The organism is Methanofollis ethanolicus (assembly GCF_001571385.1).
In the GTDB taxonomy this organism is placed as follows: Archaea; Halobacteriota; Methanomicrobia; order Methanomicrobiales; family Methanofollaceae; genus Methanofollis; species Methanofollis ethanolicus.
Window position 1 is genome coordinate 836,271 of the sequence record NZ_BCNW01000001.1, and the last position, 14,767, is coordinate 851,037.

General features: G+C 64.2%; 19 protein-coding genes. 13 read left to right on the forward strand and 6 right to left on the reverse strand.

The window, feature by feature from the left end; genetic code table 11:
- Positions 1 to 31: 31 nt before the first annotated feature.
- On the forward strand, positions 32 to 832 hold the full coding sequence (gene thiM, locus MEFOE_RS04170; protein ID WP_067048748.1) for a hydroxyethylthiazole kinase: 801 nt from the start codon (positions 32 to 34) through the stop codon (positions 830 to 832).
- Positions 832 to 1,509: a thiamine phosphate synthase gene (thiE, locus tag MEFOE_RS04175; RefSeq protein WP_067048751.1), complete on the forward strand. Its 678-nt coding sequence runs from the start codon at positions 832 to 834 to the stop codon at positions 1,507 to 1,509. Before thiM ends, thiE begins: the two co-directional genes overlap by 1 nt.
- A 360-nt stretch (positions 1,510 to 1,869) precedes the next feature.
- Here the strand turns inward: thiE and nadA are convergent, their stop codons facing one another.
- Entirely contained in the window at positions 1,870 to 2,805 is a 936-nt protein-coding gene (gene nadA, locus MEFOE_RS04180; protein WP_235809554.1) for a quinolinate synthase NadA, read from the reverse strand.
- A gap of 141 nt (positions 2,806 to 2,946) precedes the next feature.
- Here nadA and MEFOE_RS13625 point away from each other — a divergent pair, with 141 nt between their 5' ends.
- Positions 2,947 to 3,144: a MoaD/ThiS family protein gene (locus MEFOE_RS13625; protein WP_153015866.1), complete on the forward strand. Its 198-nt coding sequence runs from the start codon at positions 2,947 to 2,949 to the stop codon at positions 3,142 to 3,144.
- Complete coding sequence (locus MEFOE_RS04190; RefSeq protein WP_067048758.1) at positions 3,134 to 4,057, forward strand: TIGR00269 family protein; 924 nt, start codon at positions 3,134 to 3,136, stop codon at positions 4,055 to 4,057. Before MEFOE_RS13625 ends, MEFOE_RS04190 begins: the two co-directional genes overlap by 11 nt.
- Here MEFOE_RS04190 and MEFOE_RS04195 read toward each other — a convergent pair.
- On the reverse strand, positions 4,040 to 4,369 hold the full coding sequence (locus MEFOE_RS04195; protein ID WP_067048761.1) for a transcriptional regulator: 330 nt from the start codon (positions 4,367 to 4,369) through the stop codon (positions 4,040 to 4,042). The genes MEFOE_RS04190 and MEFOE_RS04195 overlap by 18 nt on opposite strands.
- Positions 4,370 to 4,472: 103 nt before the next feature.
- Here MEFOE_RS04195 and nifS point away from each other — a divergent pair, with 103 nt between their 5' ends.
- The 4 genes from nifS to MEFOE_RS04215 are packed head-to-tail and all read left to right on the forward strand — an operon-like array spanning position 4,473 to position 7,246.
- On the forward strand, positions 4,473 to 5,684 hold the full coding sequence (gene nifS / locus MEFOE_RS04200; protein WP_328585438.1) for a cysteine desulfurase NifS: 1,212 nt from the start codon (positions 4,473 to 4,475) through the stop codon (positions 5,682 to 5,684).
- Entirely contained in the window at positions 5,684 to 6,112 is a 429-nt protein-coding gene (gene nifU, locus MEFOE_RS04205; protein WP_201785176.1) for a Fe-S cluster assembly scaffold protein NifU, read from the forward strand. The genes nifS and nifU overlap by 1 nt, the downstream gene beginning before the upstream one ends.
- Complete coding sequence (locus MEFOE_RS04210; RefSeq protein ID WP_067052951.1) at positions 6,102 to 6,845, forward strand: HesA/MoeB/ThiF family protein; 744 nt, start codon at positions 6,102 to 6,104, stop codon at positions 6,843 to 6,845. Before nifU ends, MEFOE_RS04210 begins: the two co-directional genes overlap by 11 nt.
- Positions 6,842 to 7,246: a molybdenum cofactor biosynthesis protein MoaE gene (locus MEFOE_RS04215; RefSeq protein WP_067048764.1), complete on the forward strand. Its 405-nt coding sequence runs from the start codon at positions 6,842 to 6,844 to the stop codon at positions 7,244 to 7,246. The genes MEFOE_RS04210 and MEFOE_RS04215 overlap by 4 nt, the downstream gene beginning before the upstream one ends.
- 693 nt (positions 7,247 to 7,939) lie before the next feature.
- Here MEFOE_RS04215 and MEFOE_RS04220 read toward each other — a convergent pair.
- The gene (locus MEFOE_RS04220; protein ID WP_067048768.1) at positions 7,940 to 8,137 is read right to left on the reverse strand and encodes a hypothetical protein; all 198 of its coding nucleotides are present in this window, start codon (positions 8,135 to 8,137) and stop codon (positions 7,940 to 7,942) included.
- Between the two features lie 73 nt (positions 8,138 to 8,210).
- Between MEFOE_RS04220 and MEFOE_RS04225 the strand changes: the two genes are divergently transcribed.
- On the forward strand, positions 8,211 to 9,116 hold the full coding sequence (locus tag MEFOE_RS04225; RefSeq protein WP_083523327.1) for a 4Fe-4S dicluster domain-containing protein: 906 nt from the start codon (positions 8,211 to 8,213) through the stop codon (positions 9,114 to 9,116).
- Here the strand turns inward: MEFOE_RS04225 and MEFOE_RS14360 are convergent.
- A complete protein-coding gene (locus MEFOE_RS14360; protein ID WP_235809555.1) occupies positions 9,043 to 9,366 on the reverse strand; it encodes a hypothetical protein in 324 nt (107 codons plus the stop codon). The genes MEFOE_RS04225 and MEFOE_RS14360 overlap by 74 nt on opposite strands.
- A 275-nt stretch (positions 9,367 to 9,641) precedes the next feature.
- On the opposite strand from MEFOE_RS14360, the gene MEFOE_RS04235 reads away from it, so the two are divergent.
- Genes MEFOE_RS04235 through MEFOE_RS04245 form a run of 3 tightly spaced genes read left to right on the forward strand, consistent with a single transcriptional unit; the run spans position 9,642 to position 11,849 of the window.
- Positions 9,642 to 10,343, forward strand: coding sequence for a DUF5612 domain-containing protein (locus tag MEFOE_RS04235; protein ID WP_067048774.1), 702 nt, complete (start codon positions 9,642 to 9,644; stop codon positions 10,341 to 10,343).
- Between the two features lies 1 nt (position 10,344).
- Positions 10,345 to 10,926: an L-threonylcarbamoyladenylate synthase gene (locus tag MEFOE_RS04240; protein WP_067048777.1), complete on the forward strand. Its 582-nt coding sequence runs from the start codon at positions 10,345 to 10,347 to the stop codon at positions 10,924 to 10,926.
- Positions 10,923 to 11,849 (forward strand): nucleotidyltransferase domain-containing protein, encoded by a 927-nt coding sequence (locus tag MEFOE_RS04245; protein ID WP_067048780.1) that lies wholly within the window; start codon positions 10,923 to 10,925, stop codon positions 11,847 to 11,849. Before MEFOE_RS04240 ends, MEFOE_RS04245 begins: the two co-directional genes overlap by 4 nt.
- 22 nt (positions 11,850 to 11,871) lie before the next feature.
- Here the strand turns inward: MEFOE_RS04245 and MEFOE_RS04250 are convergent, their stop codons facing one another.
- Positions 11,872 to 12,642, reverse strand: coding sequence for a TrmB family transcriptional regulator (locus tag MEFOE_RS04250; protein ID WP_268872609.1), 771 nt, complete (start codon positions 12,640 to 12,642; stop codon positions 11,872 to 11,874).
- Positions 12,643 to 12,779: 137 nt separating this feature from the next.
- Here MEFOE_RS04250 and MEFOE_RS04255 point away from each other — a divergent pair, with 137 nt between their 5' ends.
- The gene (locus MEFOE_RS04255) at positions 12,780 to 14,039 is read left to right on the forward strand and encodes an MFS transporter (protein ID WP_268872610.1); all 1,260 of its coding nucleotides are present in this window, start codon (positions 12,780 to 12,782) and stop codon (positions 14,037 to 14,039) included.
- A 9-nt stretch (positions 14,040 to 14,048) separates the two neighbouring features.
- On the opposite strand, the gene MEFOE_RS04260 is transcribed toward MEFOE_RS04255, so the two are convergent.
- On the reverse strand, positions 14,049 to 14,732 hold the full coding sequence (locus MEFOE_RS04260) for a CRISPR-associated protein Cas4 (protein WP_067048789.1): 684 nt from the start codon (positions 14,730 to 14,732) through the stop codon (positions 14,049 to 14,051).
- Positions 14,733 to 14,767 lie beyond the last annotated feature (35 nt).

The window sequence follows — 14,767 nt, forward strand, 5'->3', positions numbered from 1 at the left end:
ATATCTCCCGCCCAAGATCCTGATCACAACCATGGACGCAAAGATCTGCGCTGACCTCCTCTCGCAGGTGCGGGAGAGACGGCCGCTCGTACACCATATCACCAACACCGTGACGATCAACGACTGCGCGAACATCACGCTCTCTGCCGGGGCCGCGCCGGTGATGGCCGGGGCGATCGAGGAGTCGGGCGAGATGGTCGCGGCCGCCGGGGCCCTCGTCCTGAACATCGGGACTCTCGACCCGGCCCAGGTGGAGTCGATGCTCCTCGCGGGCAGGCGGGCGAACGACCTCGGCGTGCCTGTCGTCCTCGATCCGGTCGGGGCCGGGGCGACCCGCCTGCGGACCGACGCAGTCCAGAGGATCCTGAAGGAGGTGAAGGTCGCCGTCCTGAAAGGAAATGCCGGGGAGATCGGTGTCCTTGCCGGTATGGGCGGGAAGGTGCGGGGCGTGGACTCGTGCGGCCTCGCCGGCGACCCGGTCGAGACGGCGAAGGCCTGCGCCCGGAGCACGGGCACGGTGGTGGCGATGACCGGCGAGACCGACGTCGTCACCGACGGGGACCGCGTCGTCCTGGTCAGGAACGGGAACGCGATGATGGACCGTCTCTCCGGGACCGGGTGCATGGCCTCCTCGGTCGTCGGGTCCTTCGTCGCGGTCGCCGACGACCCCCTCGACGGCGCCGCGGCGGCCCTCGCCGCCTTCGGTCTTGCCGGGGAGAGGGCGGCCGCGGTCGCCCGCGGGCCGTATTCGTTCAGGACGGCCCTCTTCGACGAACTCTACGGCCTGACCCCCGACGACCTCGTGGAGGGGGCGCGGCTGGAGGCCGTCTGATGGGCTACGACCTGTACGTGATCACCGATGGCGAGGTCGGCCGCGGCCTCTCCCACCTCGATCAGGCCCGTCTCGCCGTCGCCGGCGGGGCGGACGTCGTCCAGTTGCGGGACAAGACGATGAACACCTCCGATCTCCTGCGGGAGGCGCGGGCGATCCGGGAGGTCACCGCCGCGGCAGGCGCCCTCTTCATCGTCAACGACCGCCTGGACGTCGCCCTGGCGGTCGGCGCCGAAGGCGTCCACCTCGGCCAGGCCGACCTCCCGGTGGAGGAGGCGCGGGTCCTCGCTCCGCCGGGGTTCATCGTCGGTCTCTCGGTCGGCGACGTCGCGGAGGCGGTGGAGGCCGTCGCCGGCGGCGCCGACTACGTCGCCCTCAGCCCCACCTTCTCGACCGCCTCGAAAGCCGACGCCGGTCCGGGCCACGGTCTTGCGACCCTCCGGGCGATCCGGTCCGCGGTCCCCGTCCCCGTCCTCGGGATCGGCGGCATCGGCCCCGAGAACGTGGCCGACGTCATCGCCGCCGGCGCCGACGGCGTCGCCGTCATCTCCGCAGTCGTCGGGCAGGAGGACGTGACCGCCGCCGCACGGACGATGAAGGCCCTCGTCGCCGCCGCAAAGCGTGCGCCGCACCTCTCCTCTGCCCGTGATGAGGCCGGGGACGATGTCGCGTTCTGAGAAGAGAATGAGGAACCGGAGGTTCTGAGTTTCGGCGATGTATCCTCCCGGTCTGATGGTCGGGGGAAGATAGGGGATCGGTGTCTCTTGCCGGGGGGCTGCCGCCCCCCCAACCCCTCGAAAACCTCCGGTTTTCTCATGCTCACTTCGTTCGCACCCAGCCATTAAGATAGGGGTGGGATGGCAATCTCCCTCTTCAGGATCTCTGTTCTGTCTTCCCCGGTCCTATCCTACGATCGGGGGTCCGGGGGCGACGAGCGACAGCGAGGAGTCCCCCGGTCTATACTATGGGGAAGGCGATTGATCTCCATCCACGACACGTCCGACCCGGCCTTTCCCCGGTCATGATCTCTCTCCCCCTTACCTCACCGCGAGCATCCTCTCGATCGCCGTCCGCGCCCTGTCGGCGACGTCCGCGGGGACGGTCACCCGCGGTTCGAGGGTGACGAGGGAGTCCCTCACCATCGTAAGGTCCGTCTTCTTCATGTTGATGCAGACCGCCCTCCCGGAGAGGGGGTAGAACTCCTTGTCCGGGCATTTTTTCTGCATCTGGTGGATGATGCCGACCTCCGTGCCGATGATGAAGGAGCGTGCCGTGCTCGCGCAGGCGTGCCTCACCATGCCCGACGTCGACTGAACAGAGTCCGCGAGGTCGATCACCTCGGGCCTGCACTCCGGGTGAACGAGCACCTCGGCCTCCGGGTGGAGGCGGCGGGCGTCCTGCACGTTCTCGGGGGTGAACCGATCGTGGACATAGCAGAACCCGTCCCAGGGCATCACCTCCTTCGTCGTGAAGCGTGCGACATAGCGGGCGAGGTTCCGGTCGGGCACGAAGAGGATCCTCTCCGCCTCCAGGGACTCGACAACCGTCACCGCATTCGCCGAGGTGCAGCAGATGTCGCTCTCCGCCTTCACCTCCGCGGAGGTGTTGACATAACTGACCACCGCGGCGTCCGGGAAGCGTTCCCTCAGCACCCGCACCTCCCCGGCGGTGACCATCGCCGCCATCGGGCAGCAGGCGTCGCCCGCCGGCAGCACCACCCTCTTCTCCGGCGAGAGGATAGCGGCGGTCTGGGCCATGAAGTCGACGCCGCAGAAGATGATGACCTCCGCGTCGTAGGCGGTCGCCGCCCTCGCAAGTTCCAGGGAGTCGCCGACGAGGTCCGCGACGTCCTGCACCGCCGGAATCTGGTAGTTGTGCGCGAGGATGACGGCGTCCCTCTCCTCTTTCAGGCGCAGAATTTCTTCAACGAGTCTCTCCTCCATCGTCTCCCGATCCTCCGGAAGGGCAACCATAATGTATATCTGTTTCCACCTCCCCAGTATATAATGTTCACAATTGTGAATATGCCGGCGACAGGAGACGGGTATGCCGAGACTATTGTCAGAAAAAGACCGTGCCATGCTGAGAAAATCCACGTGCGAGGACCGGAGGATATGATGAAAGTCCACCTCTCCCCGGACAGGACCGAGGAGATCGCGGTGACGGCGGCGACCGTCGAGGCCGTCCTCCTCATGCTCGGCGTCAATCCTGTCGAGGTGATCGTCTCCCGGAACGGCGCCCTCGTACCCGAGGACACCGTGGTCGGCGGCGACGACGAACTCAGGGTGATCAGGTTTGTCCATGGCGGGTGAGACCGGCCGCTGCTCCTCTCCGGGCTGCACCGAACCCCCTATCATGGTGCTCCGCGGGACCGGGGAGCGCCTCTGCGCCCGCCACTTCACCGCCTCGGTCGAGGGCCGGGTGCGGCAGACCGTCGAAGAGCGGAAGATGGTGCAGGACGGCGACGTCGTCGTCGTCGGCCTCTCCGGCGGCAAAGACAGCACCGTCCTCCTCCACATCCTCAGCCGTATCCTCCGCGACCGACCCGTCAGGGTCGTCGCCGTCACCGTGGACGAGGGGATCGCGGGCTACCGGGAGGAGACGGTTCAGACAGCCCGCGCCATCACCGCCGCCTGCGGCGTCGAGCACGTCATCGTCTCCTTCGAGGACTATTGCGGCAGCACCCTGGACGAACTCGTGCGCGAACGCCCCGAGCACCCCTGCACCATCTGCGGCGTGCTGCGGCGGCGCCTCCTCCAGAATGCGGCCCGCGACCTCGGGGCGACGCGCCTTGCGACAGGCCACTGTCTCGACGACGAGGTGCAGTCGGCCCTGATGAACATCCTGAACGGCGACGTCAGGCGGATCGTGCGGACCGGCGTCCCCGACGCGGGCGCGTTCGTCCCGCGGGTCAAACCCCTCCGGGACATCCCGGAAAAAGAAGTGACATTGTACGGGATCGTGCAGGGGATCTACACACCCCTTCCCGAGTGCCCGTACGCCGGGGAGGCCCTGCGGTCAGACGTGCGCCACCTCCTCTCCACCCTCGAATACCGCCACCCCGGCACGATGGAGAGGACGATGGCGGGATACGACCGCCTGCGGGAGAGGGTCGGCGGGTGCGTGGAGGGAGGTGAGGTATCGTACTGCCCCGAGTGCGGCGAACCGAGCACCGGCGGCCTCTGCCGCGCCTGCGAACTCCTGGGGTCACTCGCGGACCGATGACCCGTCCATCCCGCACTGGCTGTCCCCTTCGCGCAGTTGCATGCAGATGCCGCAGATCCGTTTCCCCAGGTCCTCGACCTTTCCGTCCTTCAGGTCGACGGCGAGGGACCGGACCGACTCCTTCACCTCGTCCTCGAAGACGATCCGGTAGCCACGCTTTCCGGAGAGGTACTGCGAGACCGCGGACGGCGCCATGTCGAGGAGGCGGGCGGCCTCGAGTTGCGAGACGCCGGCCGCGATCAACTCCCCGGCAATCGCCGCCCGTATCGCCGGCAGCACGTCCCAAACGATTAACTGGCACGGTACTTTCATACTATCACAACGTATATACGCAGGAAGAGAGCACCTATCGTGCGTACTTCACAATTGTGAATTGGCGCCCTGCACGAAAATACTTTGCCATCCTCCTTCCCGGATGACGCCGCAGCAGGGCCAGGGGTCAATTGATATGAAGAAACTGGTGTACATGGACCACGCGGCGACCACGCCCGTGAAACCCGACGTCCTTGAGGCGATGCTCCCGTACTTCTCCGAAAAGTTCGGCAACCCCTCCTCGATCTACGCGCTCGCCCACGACTCGAAGGAGGCGGTGGAGCATGCACGAGCACAGGTTGCGGCGGCGATCGGCGCATCTCCCGACGAGATCTTCTTCACCGCCGGGGGATCGGAGTCCGACAACTGGGCGATCAAGGGGACCGCCTTTGCGAACCGGAAGAAGGGCGACCACATCATCACCACGGCGATCGAGCACCACGCCGTCCTCCACACCTGCGAGTACCTCGAAAAGCAGGGCTTCACCGTCACCTACCTCCCGGTGGACAACTACGGCATGGTCGACCCTGCGGACGTCGAAGCGGCGATCACCGACAGGACCATCCTCGTCACGGTGATGGCCGCGAACAACGAGATCGGCACCGTCCAGCCGATCCGGGAGATCGGCAGGATCGCCCGCGCCCACGGCGTCCTCTTCCACACCGACGCCGTGCAGGCGGTCGGCGCCGTCCCGATCGACGTGAAGGCCGACACTATCGACATGCTCTCCCTCTCCGGCCACAAGTTCTACGGCCCGAAGGGGATCGGCGCCCTGTACGTCAGGAAGGGCACGCGGCTCGACAGCCTCGTCCACGGCGGCGGGCAGGAACGCCGGCGGCGTGCCGGGACCGAGAACCTCCCCGGCATCGTCGGCCTGGGGAAGGCGATCGAGATGGCGACCGCGGACATTCCGGGCCACACCGCATATATCGCGGCGATGCGGGACAGACTCCTCAAGGGCATCCTGGCCGCCATCCCGGACACCATCCTGAACGGCCACCCGACGATGCGCCTCCCGAACAACCTCAATGTCAGTTTCCGCTACATCGAGGGCGAGTCCGTCCTCCTCATGCTCGACGCCCACGGCATCTGCGCATCGACAGGGAGCGCGTGCAGTTCGGCGTCCCTCGAACCCTCGCACGTCCTCCTTGCGATCGGTCTCCCGCACGAGACGGCTCACGGGTCGCTCCGCCTCACCCTGGGCGACCTGACCACCGACGAGGACGTCGACCATGTCCTGGAGGTGCTCCCGACGATCGTCGAGAGACTGCGGAGCATGTCGCCCCTGTATGCGGTGCGGAACGGAGGTATATGATGTACAACGAGACAGTGATGGACCATTTCATGAACCCGAGGAACGTTGGCGAGATGAAAGACCCCGACGGCGTCGGCGAGGTCGGCAACCCGACCTGCGGCGACATCATGAAGATCTTCCTGCGTATCCGGGACGACCGCATCGAGGACGTGACGTTCATGACCTTCGGCTGCGGCGCCGCGATCGCCTCGTCGAGCATGGCGACCGAACTGATCAAAGGAAAGACCCTGGACGAGGCGTGGGAGATCACGAACAAAGCGGTGGCTGCGGCCCTGGAGGGCCTCCCGCCGCAGAAACTCCACTGCTCCGTCCTCGCCGAGGAGGGCATCCACGCGGCGATCAACGACTACCGGAGGAAACATGGCCTCGAACCCCGCCCCGAGACCGGTCACGCCGCCCACGAGGAGGCCGGCGGCGATGCTGAGTGAGCACGAACGCGAACGCTACCGTCGGCAGACGATGCTCTTCGGCGAGGAAGGGCAGGAGAAACTCAAAAGAGCGACGGTCTTCGTCGCGGGTGCGGGCGGCCTCGGGTGTCCGGTCGCCCTGTACCTCGCCGCCGCGGGCATCGGGCATATCAGGATCGCCGACTGCGACACCGTGGAGACGACCAACCTGAACAGGCAGGTCCTCCACTGGGACAGAGATGTCGGGCGGGCGAAGGTCGCCTCGGCCGGGGAGAAACTCGCGGCCGTCAACCCGGAGATCGAGGTGGAGACGGCGCGGGTCGTCATCGACGCCTCCAACGTCGCCGACCTCGCCGGCGACGCCGACGTGATCGTGGACGCGATGGACAACTTCGAGACCCGCTACCTCCTCAACGAGGTCGCCCTGGCGAGGGGCATCCCCCTTGTCCACGGTGCGATCTCCGGGTTTTTCGGGCAGGCGACGACGATCATCCCGGAACAGACCCCGTGCCTCCGCTGCATCTTCCCGACGGCGCCGCCGAAGGAGACCTTCCCGGTGGTCGGCACGACTGCCGGCGTGATCGGGCTCGTGGAGGCGAACGAGGTGATAAAATACCTGACAGGTGCCGGCGACCTCCTTGCCGGCCGTCTCCTCCTCTGGGACGGGACGAACTCCACGATGGAGACGATCGCCATGGAAAGACAGCCGAAGTGCCCGGCCTGCGGCCACCTGCACGAGAAGGTGTGTCCATGATAGACCTGACGCGTGACGATTTCGACGTGAACGAGATGATCGCACGGGCGAGAAAACCGTCGATGGGTGCGCTGGTCACCTTCCTCGGCGTGGTGCGGGACGACGACATCGAGGGCATGGAACTGGAGGCCTACGAGGAGGTCGCCCGCGCCGAACTCGGGGCGATCCGGGACGAGGCCTTTGCGACGTTCCCCATAGAATCGGTGGACATCATCCACCGCACCGGCCGACTGAAGGTCGGGGAGAACATCCTCCTGATCATCGTCGGCGCCGGCCACAGGCACGAGGCGTTCGCCGCCTGCGAGTACGTCATCGACCGGATCAAGGAGAGCGTCCCCATCTGGAAGAAGGAGACGGTGAAGGGCGGGGACACCCGCTGGGTCCCCGGCCACCAGGGGTGACCGGAGAGCACATCCCGGAACTCTCGTTCATTCCCCTCCTCTCTGCATGCAGGGACCGGGAGAAAATTTCATGATCGGGTCGATGTCTTCCCGAATTCCCTGAAGAACCGTGCGAAACCACCGCCTTCCCCGACCTCTCTGCCGGGGACTGACACCCCCGGACCCCCGAAACAGGATAGGGTCGGGGAAGAGAGACCAGAGATCCTGATGAAGGAGATTGTCCTCCTCCCCCTATCGCAATGAGGGGGGGGTCGGGGGGTGAAACCCCCCGGACAAGACGCCAGAACAGGATTTTTCAGAACCACATACCGATCATTCCATCGACAGGACAGAGGGTATGATCAGTTTTGGGATATGCTCATGGTAAACCCTCGCGGGAAAGTACTTCCTGAAGTGATAGGGGAAAAAATTCTGTTCAGACGTGTCTGGTCCCGGGGGGCTGCCGCCCCCCAGACCCCCTGCCATTACGATAGGGGTGGGATGGCCTCCTCTTCCAGGACTCCGACCCTTTCTTCCCGGGACCAATCCCGAGCAGGGGTCCGGGGGCAAAAGTCCCCCGGCGAACGGGAAGGCAGAGGATCAGCACGCACTATCAACCGATGGAGGAGGATTTCTCCAAAGCCGATTTTTCAGAACCGAATGTGCGTCCTTTCATCGGCGTGCATGAAGGTTCGGGTCCGTTCCGGGATGACCTCAGAGAGAGTGCTCGTAGATCCGGTTCTTCTCCGGGTCGATGGCAGAGTCCCCCGGACGGTCGAGGAGGTCGAGGGCGTTGATCTCCATGGCGGTCACCTCCTCGACGGTGTAGCACCGCCGTCTCAGTTCTCCTTCTTTCCTGTACCTCACCTCGGTCCTGTCGTGGTGTTTCTCGGCGGCGACGGTCCGGTGCATGCCCGGGTCCGGGACTATATTTTTTGCGGGCAGGATTGATGCCCTTCCGGCCCCATACCCTTTTGGATCACTGATGACCGGCACGACGAAAAGAACGGGGGGCGGCGTCCTGCCGCAGAAGGAGAAGGGTTTTGTCTCGATACGGGTGCGGGCGCCGGCAGGCGTCCTGACGGCTGAGCAGATGGAGGCGGTCGCCGCGGTCTCCCGGCGGTTCGGGCGGGGCGATGTCACCCTGACCCTCAGGCTCAATGCCGAGGTCCCCTGGGTCAGGCGCGAGGACGTCCCCGCCGCCGTCGAGGCCCTCGAACACGCCGGTCTTGCCGTCGGGAGCACGGGCGCAACCGTCAGGTCGGTCGTCGCCTGCAAGGGGACGTTCTGCCGCCACGGCATCGTCGATACCCAGGCCCTCGCCCGCGCGATCGAGGCCTGCGAGGGCGGCCGCGCCCTCCCGAGAAAACTGAAGGTTGCGATCGCGGGCTGCCCGAACAACTGCGCGAGGGTCCAGTTCAACGATATCGGGTTGATGGGCGAGGCGTACCCCGCCTTCGACGCCGCGGCCTGCTCCCTCTGCGGCGCCTGCGCCCGCGTCTGCCGGGAGGGCGGGGTCGCCGTCGTCGATGAGAAGGTCCGTTTTTCGGCCGACGCCTGCATCGGGTGCGGCGACTGCATCGCCGTCTGCCCGGCAGGTGCGGTGACGGCGGAGACAGAGGGAGTCGTCGTCTATCTCGGCGGCATGGCGGGCCGCCACGTCAGGACAGGCGTCCGCGCCGCCGGTCCCCTCGCGCCCGGCGACCTGCCGGCCTTCGTCCACAGGACCATCGACTACTTTGCCTGCCACGCAGAAAAGGGGGAAAGGTTCGGAGAGATGATGGACAGGACCGGGGAGGAAGAGGTGCTATCAGCCCTCACTCGTCCCGTTCCCGGTAGATCCTCCGGAGAGCACGGGCAATCTCGCTCTCCGGATGCGTCTCGGCAATGATCTCGGCGATCCGCGTGGGGTCGGGGATTTTTCTCAGGATCACCCCGGAGAGATCCTCGTCCTCTCCCTTTCTGGCACTGAGCAGGCGCCTGTATGCCTCGTCGCTGATCTCTATGGATGGGGGAGACATCTCTCCCTTGATTATCGGACGCGTTATTATACCTTCCGATTGTATCTTTCCCTGTTCATCAATTTGAACGCATTCGGCCTGGCCGCTGCGATTGGTATCAGAGGTATCCTCTTTTTTCATCGGGTGACGGCCACGCCCCTGGCGCCACGCCTGGCATCCTGTGTTTTTTCGGCTCTGGAGATCCTCCTGAAGCGAATGTTTCATGACCGATTCACCAGAGCCCATTTTTCCTGTTCTGCCACGCCGGTGAAAGGCGGCACACCCGCACACCTCCGGCCGTATCCGCCGATCCGCGGAAAATTGCCGCACCACACACCTTATGGTGTCCGGGTTCAAACACTCCTCAAAGAGGGAGGGGGCGGGTCCGGCACCGTTCGGGGCCTGTCTCAGCGGGTATGGAAGAATCCGAACATCTGAAATCGCTCGATATCGTGGAACTCCACGCGCTCAGCATCATCGCCGAGAACCAGCCCGGCGTCCTCAGGGACATCGCCGCGGTGATGGCGGCGAACGCGGCAAACGTGCTCACCGTCCAGCAGTCGATCATGGCATCCGGCTCCGACGCCGGGAAGGCGCTCTTCTACTTCGAGGTGGAGTGCGCCGGCGGCATGGCGGACGCGATCGCCGGTCTCCTCACGGTCCCGACCGTTCGCCATGTCTCGACCCACGACACCTTCTCCCGGATATTCGGCTCCAGAGTCATCATCATCGGCGGCGGGGCCCAGGTCGCGCAGGTGGCGCTCGGTGCGGTGAACGAGGCCGACCGGCACAATATCAGGGGCGAGCGGATCTCGGTGGACACGATCCCCCTGGTCGGCGAAAAAGACCTTGCAGAGGCCGCCGACGCCGTCGCCCGCCTCCCGAGAGCCTCCATACTCGTGCTTGCCGGTTCCCTGATGGGCGGGACGATCTCCGAGGCCGTCGACCGGGTGCGGGCCGCGGGCATCCCGGTCATCGCCCTGAAGATGGCGGGGAGCGTCCCGAAACACGCCGACCTCGTCGTCACCGACCCGATCCAGGCCGGCGTCTTTGCAGTGATGCACGTCTCGAAGCGTGCGGTCTTCGATATCTATCGCGTCTGCGGACGGGAGTTCTGAGATGGACGAATCAGTCATTCATCAGGCAGTGAAGGTGCTCGGGCACGACGGTCTCGTCGTGTACCCGACGGACACGATCTACGGCCTCGGGGCCGATGCCTTCTCCGAATATGCCATCGAACGCGTGTACGAGGCGAAGATGCGCCCGCGGGCCATGCCGGTCTCGGTCGCGGTCTCCGACATCGAGATGCTCGGTGCGGTCGCCTGCGTGGACAGGTTTGCGGACGCCTTCGTCGACCGCTTCCTCCCCGGTCCGGTGACCGTCATCCTGAAGGCGAAGTCCTGTCTCCCCGACATCCTCACCGTCGGCACCGGCAGGATCGGGGTCCGCATCCCCGACCACCCGGTGCCTCTCTCGATCATCAGGGAACTCGACGCCCCGATCACGGCGACCTCGGCGAACATCCACGGCGCCGCCGACCCGGTGACGGTCAACGACGTCCACGTCCCCCACGACTTCCTCATCGACGGCGGCAGACTGCCCGGGACGCCGAGCACGGTCGTCGACCTGGTGAACAGGACGGTGGTCCGCGCCGGTGCACAGATCGAGGAGGTGGGAGCATTCCTCAGGGATATGGCATGACGCCGATCAGGCTGCGCGACTTCGTCGAGGACAGGGACGGCCTGATCTACGCCGTCTCGGCCTACGACAACGCGGAGAGGGTCGGGTGCGTCCTCAGGTACGTCCCGGACCCGGCGGGGGAGCGCGTCGACCCCACGGGCAGGCGCTTTTCCAAACTCGATTTCGGGCCTGCCTTCGCGTATATCAGGGAGCACAAACCCGAGTACCTCGCCGACCTCCACCGGGTGCCGCCCGCGGATATCGTGCGGGTCTACAAGCCCGACGAGAGGATCGACTGGATCGCGTCCCGCGACGAGAGGGTGCAGCGTCTCCTCTCCCTCTTCGACCTCCCGGCAGGGAGCGTGGGCTGCACGGGCTCCCGCCTCATCGGCGTCGAGAACGGCGCCTCGGACATCGACCTGGTCGTCTACGGGCCGGCCTGGTTCTCGGCGCAGGCGCAGTTGCAGCGCCTCGTCGGCGAGGGGAGGGTCCCGGCGATGAGCGAGGAGATGTGGCACAAGGTCTACACGAAGCGCGTCCCGGAGATCTCCTTCGACGCCTTCGTCCTCCACGAGGGGAGGAAGTGGAACCGCGGCGAGTTCGGCGGCACCTACTTCGACCTCCTCTATACGCGGGCCTACGACGCCCTCGCCTCGGCACCCTCCGGGAAGGGGACGGTGCTCGGGCGGGCGAGGATCGAGGCGACGGTGACCGACGCCTCCCACGCCTTCGACGCGCCCGCCGTCTACGAGGTGGAGCACGAGACCGTCTCCCGCGTCATCTCCTTCACCCACACCTACTCGGGCCAGGCGCTCGCGGGCGAGACGATCGAGGCGCAGGGCGTCCTCGAAGAGCACGGCGACACGCAGTGGCTCATCGTCGGCACGACCCGCGAGGCGAAGGGCGAGTACATCATCTCGAAGACGCTGATGGAACAGGCCTGACCTCTTTTTTTCGGTTTTTTGTTCACGCCTTTTCGGTCCTCTCCATCATGGACCTCTGCAGGTACTCGGTGATCACAAATTCGGACGAAAAAAGGCCTTCGAGAGACGAACCTCTCCTGATGATGATCACGTCCTCCCTGTAGTCTGCAAAGATGGCGAAGAGTATCCTGGCCGGGTAATCGCCGAAAATTTTCTCGTCCATCAAACTTTTTTTCATGAGCGGATCGCATCGATAGAGTTTCAGACCCATATCCGGATAGTCCGCGGGGTCCTCGACGACGACCCTGAGGTCGAGTTTCGTGTGCGTGTATTTTATTTCCTGTTTGTATTTTTTGAGAAACGCGGGGTCATTGCACAGGACGAGCACAGCATCCCTCGCCTGTTTCAGGATGGCGTTCACCTGGTTGTCGATGGCCGACTCGCTCTGAACGACATATCCCGGAACATTCGCAGGCTTTGCCGTCTTCTCGATTTCTTCGAGCATCTGCCTGATCTCATCGATCGAACCCATCGTGTCCTTTTTGATCCGTTCAAAAGTCCGGGAGATGTCCAGCGCCCGATATCGAGTGGGGCTTCCCTGTATAATCCCTATATACCCTTTTTTCGTGAGATCTCCGAGTATCTCGTAGACCCGGCCGCGGGGGATGTCGGTGAGTTCGTGAATATCCCGGGCGCTCCCGACCTGGAGCATGACGAGAGATGTGTAGATCTTGGATTCGTATTCAGTCATCCCCCAGGTCTTCAATTTTTCAACGATTCTTTGATTGTTCTCCGAAAAACTCCTGTCCGTCACTACACCCTCTCCTGCAAAAATTCACCATGCCTTCTGCTCCTCCTGCGAGGAGCACCACCTATATACCATCTGGTCTGAGAATATTTAGATGTAATTCTCTCAATTTGCCGCTGTTTGAGCATGATCGGAGTACTATGATGACTTTCCTGAATTCTTTCAAAGATGAGCAGAAAAAGCATACATCAGGGAAAGGAAAACTCGTTTTTCTTATTCTGTCGTCGATGATGACGCTGATGGGAGGTGCGGCCGTTGCACCCGCACTTCCGAGCATAAGCGCCTATTTCGCCGGCTATCCGGAAACATCCATCGCCATGATCGTCACCCTCACGTCTCTCACAATCGTCCTGACCGGATGGCTTGTCGGGATGATCTGCGACCGTATGGGAAAGGTCAGACTCCTGATGCTCTTCCTTGTGTTATTTGCCCTCCTCGGGTCTTCAGGTGCCTATCTCGGTTCGCTTGAGATGATCCTTGTCGGCAGGGCCCTGCTCGGCATTGCGATCGCCGGGATCATGACGACGACGACCGCCCTGATATCAGAATATTATTCAGGTTTCGAGAGGAGCAGGGCGATCGGGTACCAGTCGGCGGCGATGGGTCTCGGAGCGCTTGTCCTCGGACTCTCGGGCGGTTTTCTTGCCTCCTTCGGATGGAGGGAGACGTTCCTGGTCTATCTCATCGCGCTGCTCTTCGTCCCCGGCGTTTTTCTGACGATGGAAGAGCCGAAATTGGAAGGGAGGGGTTCGAGAAAGACCGGAGGTTCCGGTGCAAACGATCAGGCATTGCGCCTCCCTCTCGGGACGCTCGCCGTCATTTACATCGCCATCTTCAGTCTTATGCTCATGTTCTACACGATCCCGACAAAACTCCCCTATCTCCTTCAGGCGGGAAGCATCACCTCGACGGTCCTCAGCGGAGCCCTGATCGGCATTCCCGGCTTCGTCAGCGTTTTCAGTTCTCTCGCCTGCAGTCGGCTGTACTCCCGCCTCAGCAGGCAGACGATCCTCTCGGCCGGCTTTTTGATCATGGCTTTCGGATTTTTCGTCATAGGCCTGGTTTCAAATCTCGCTCCTGTCGTCTGCGGCCTTGTCGTTATCGGGATCGGCCAGGGCCTTGTCATCACGACCCTCGTGATCTGGCTCAGTTCGGTGGCCCCCTCGCACAGGTACGGTACCTTATTCGGCGTGTATTCGATGTTTTTATACCTGGGGCAGTTTGCCTCGGCTTTCGCGGTGCAGCCCCTCATCGACGTGGGCGGGACGTACGCTGCGGTGTTCCTCTTCGATGGTATCTATGGCATCGGGATCGCTGCAGCCTTCGCATTTTTTGCTGTCGGCAAAAAAGTCCGGGCCGGGTCGAGCAGATGCGATCCTGATGCCGAAAAGTGCGGCTGGTGACGGGGGGATTCACAGCAACTCCGAAAGCCTCCGCGGCCCCGGTGCGCACCTCTCCTGGTGCGGGCACCGGGTGCACGGCGGGTTGAGGGGCTTTCGCGGTATCCTCCCCTCGTCCACGATTCTGGCGGCGGCGATCGCCCTGACCATCGCCCGCCGATCCCGCGGGCCCGGCGTGCAGAAGCGGATCACCCCCGAGGGGACGTACTCCACCCATCCTCCTTCCACCTCGAGTCCGAGCGAGTCCTGCACGCACGCGGTGTAGCAGGCGACACGGAGGCGGTCGGCCGCGTGGACGCCCGCCTTCGGGGCCTCGCCGGCCCGCGTGATCGCGAAACCCGGCAGGGCCGGGTCCACCTTGTCCGCGACGCCCCTCACGCCGAGACTTTCAGACGAGACAGGGACGTCGAAGTCGGAGAAGAGGATCCACTCTCTGTCCCGGCAGTTCTCCATGCACTGCGCGAAGAGGAGGTGCTCCTCCTCGCCCGCGTGAGGGAGGACGGCGAGCACCTCCTCCCAGACCGCGGCCTGGTCGAAGGGGGCGCCCAGGTGGTACGAGACCTGCTTGCAGACGGCGTACCGCGGCGGCTCCTCCCTCTCCTCCTGCCTGTCCAGGTAGAGGCGGAGGGGGCAGAAGTGGGCTGTGGCGACCGACCCGATCCCGACCTTCCCGCGGTCCCTCTCAGGTGTGTCCATCGCGCAAACCCTTAATGGGTACCTGCTTATATCTT

What these genes read in the sequence shown, in the direction of transcription:
- MEFOE_RS04210 (WP_067052951.1), top strand. Translation starts at nt 6,102, where the DNA reads ATGCTGAGTGAGCACGAACGCGAACGCTACCGTCGGCAGACGATGCTC.
- nifU (WP_201785176.1), top strand. Translation starts at nt 5,684, where the DNA reads ATGTACAACGAGACAGTGATGGACCATTTCATGAACCCGAGGAACGTT.
- MEFOE_RS04245 (WP_067048780.1), top strand. Translation starts at nt 10,923, where the DNA reads ATGACGCCGATCAGGCTGCGCGACTTCGTCGAGGACAGGGACGGCCTG.
- MEFOE_RS04220 (WP_067048768.1), bottom strand. Translation starts at nt 8,137, where the DNA reads ATGCACCGGACCGTCGCCGCCGAGAAACACCACGACAGGACCGAGGTG.
- MEFOE_RS04195 (WP_067048761.1), bottom strand. Translation starts at nt 4,369, where the DNA reads ATGAAAGTACCGTGCCAGTTAATCGTTTGGGACGTGCTGCCGGCGATA.
- MEFOE_RS04240 (WP_067048777.1), top strand. Translation starts at nt 10,345, where the DNA reads ATGGACGAATCAGTCATTCATCAGGCAGTGAAGGTGCTCGGGCACGAC.
- thiE (WP_067048751.1), top strand. Translation starts at nt 832, where the DNA reads ATGGGCTACGACCTGTACGTGATCACCGATGGCGAGGTCGGCCGCGGC.
- MEFOE_RS04190 (WP_067048758.1), top strand. Translation starts at nt 3,134, where the DNA reads ATGGCGGGTGAGACCGGCCGCTGCTCCTCTCCGGGCTGCACCGAACCC.
- MEFOE_RS04260 (WP_067048789.1), bottom strand. Translation starts at nt 14,732, where the DNA reads ATGGACACACCTGAGAGGGACCGCGGGAAGGTCGGGATCGGGTCGGTC.
- MEFOE_RS04235 (WP_067048774.1), top strand. Translation starts at nt 9,642, where the DNA reads ATGGAAGAATCCGAACATCTGAAATCGCTCGATATCGTGGAACTCCAC.
- nifS (WP_328585438.1), top strand. Translation starts at nt 4,473, where the DNA reads ATGACGCCGCAGCAGGGCCAGGGGTCAATTGATATGAAGAAACTGGTG.
- MEFOE_RS04255 (WP_268872610.1), top strand. Translation starts at nt 12,780, where the DNA reads ATGACTTTCCTGAATTCTTTCAAAGATGAGCAGAAAAAGCATACATCA.
- MEFOE_RS04225 (WP_083523327.1), top strand. Translation starts at nt 8,211, where the DNA reads ATGACCGGCACGACGAAAAGAACGGGGGGCGGCGTCCTGCCGCAGAAG.
- MEFOE_RS13625 (WP_153015866.1), top strand. Translation starts at nt 2,947, where the DNA reads ATGATGAAAGTCCACCTCTCCCCGGACAGGACCGAGGAGATCGCGGTG.
- nadA (WP_235809554.1), bottom strand. Translation starts at nt 2,805, where the DNA reads ATGGTTGCCCTTCCGGAGGATCGGGAGACGATGGAGGAGAGACTCGTT.
- MEFOE_RS04215 (WP_067048764.1), top strand. Translation starts at nt 6,842, where the DNA reads ATGATAGACCTGACGCGTGACGATTTCGACGTGAACGAGATGATCGCA.
- thiM (WP_067048748.1), top strand. Translation starts at nt 32, where the DNA reads ATGGACGCAAAGATCTGCGCTGACCTCCTCTCGCAGGTGCGGGAGAGA.
- MEFOE_RS14360 (WP_235809555.1), bottom strand. Translation starts at nt 9,366, where the DNA reads ATGAAAAAAGAGGATACCTCTGATACCAATCGCAGCGGCCAGGCCGAA.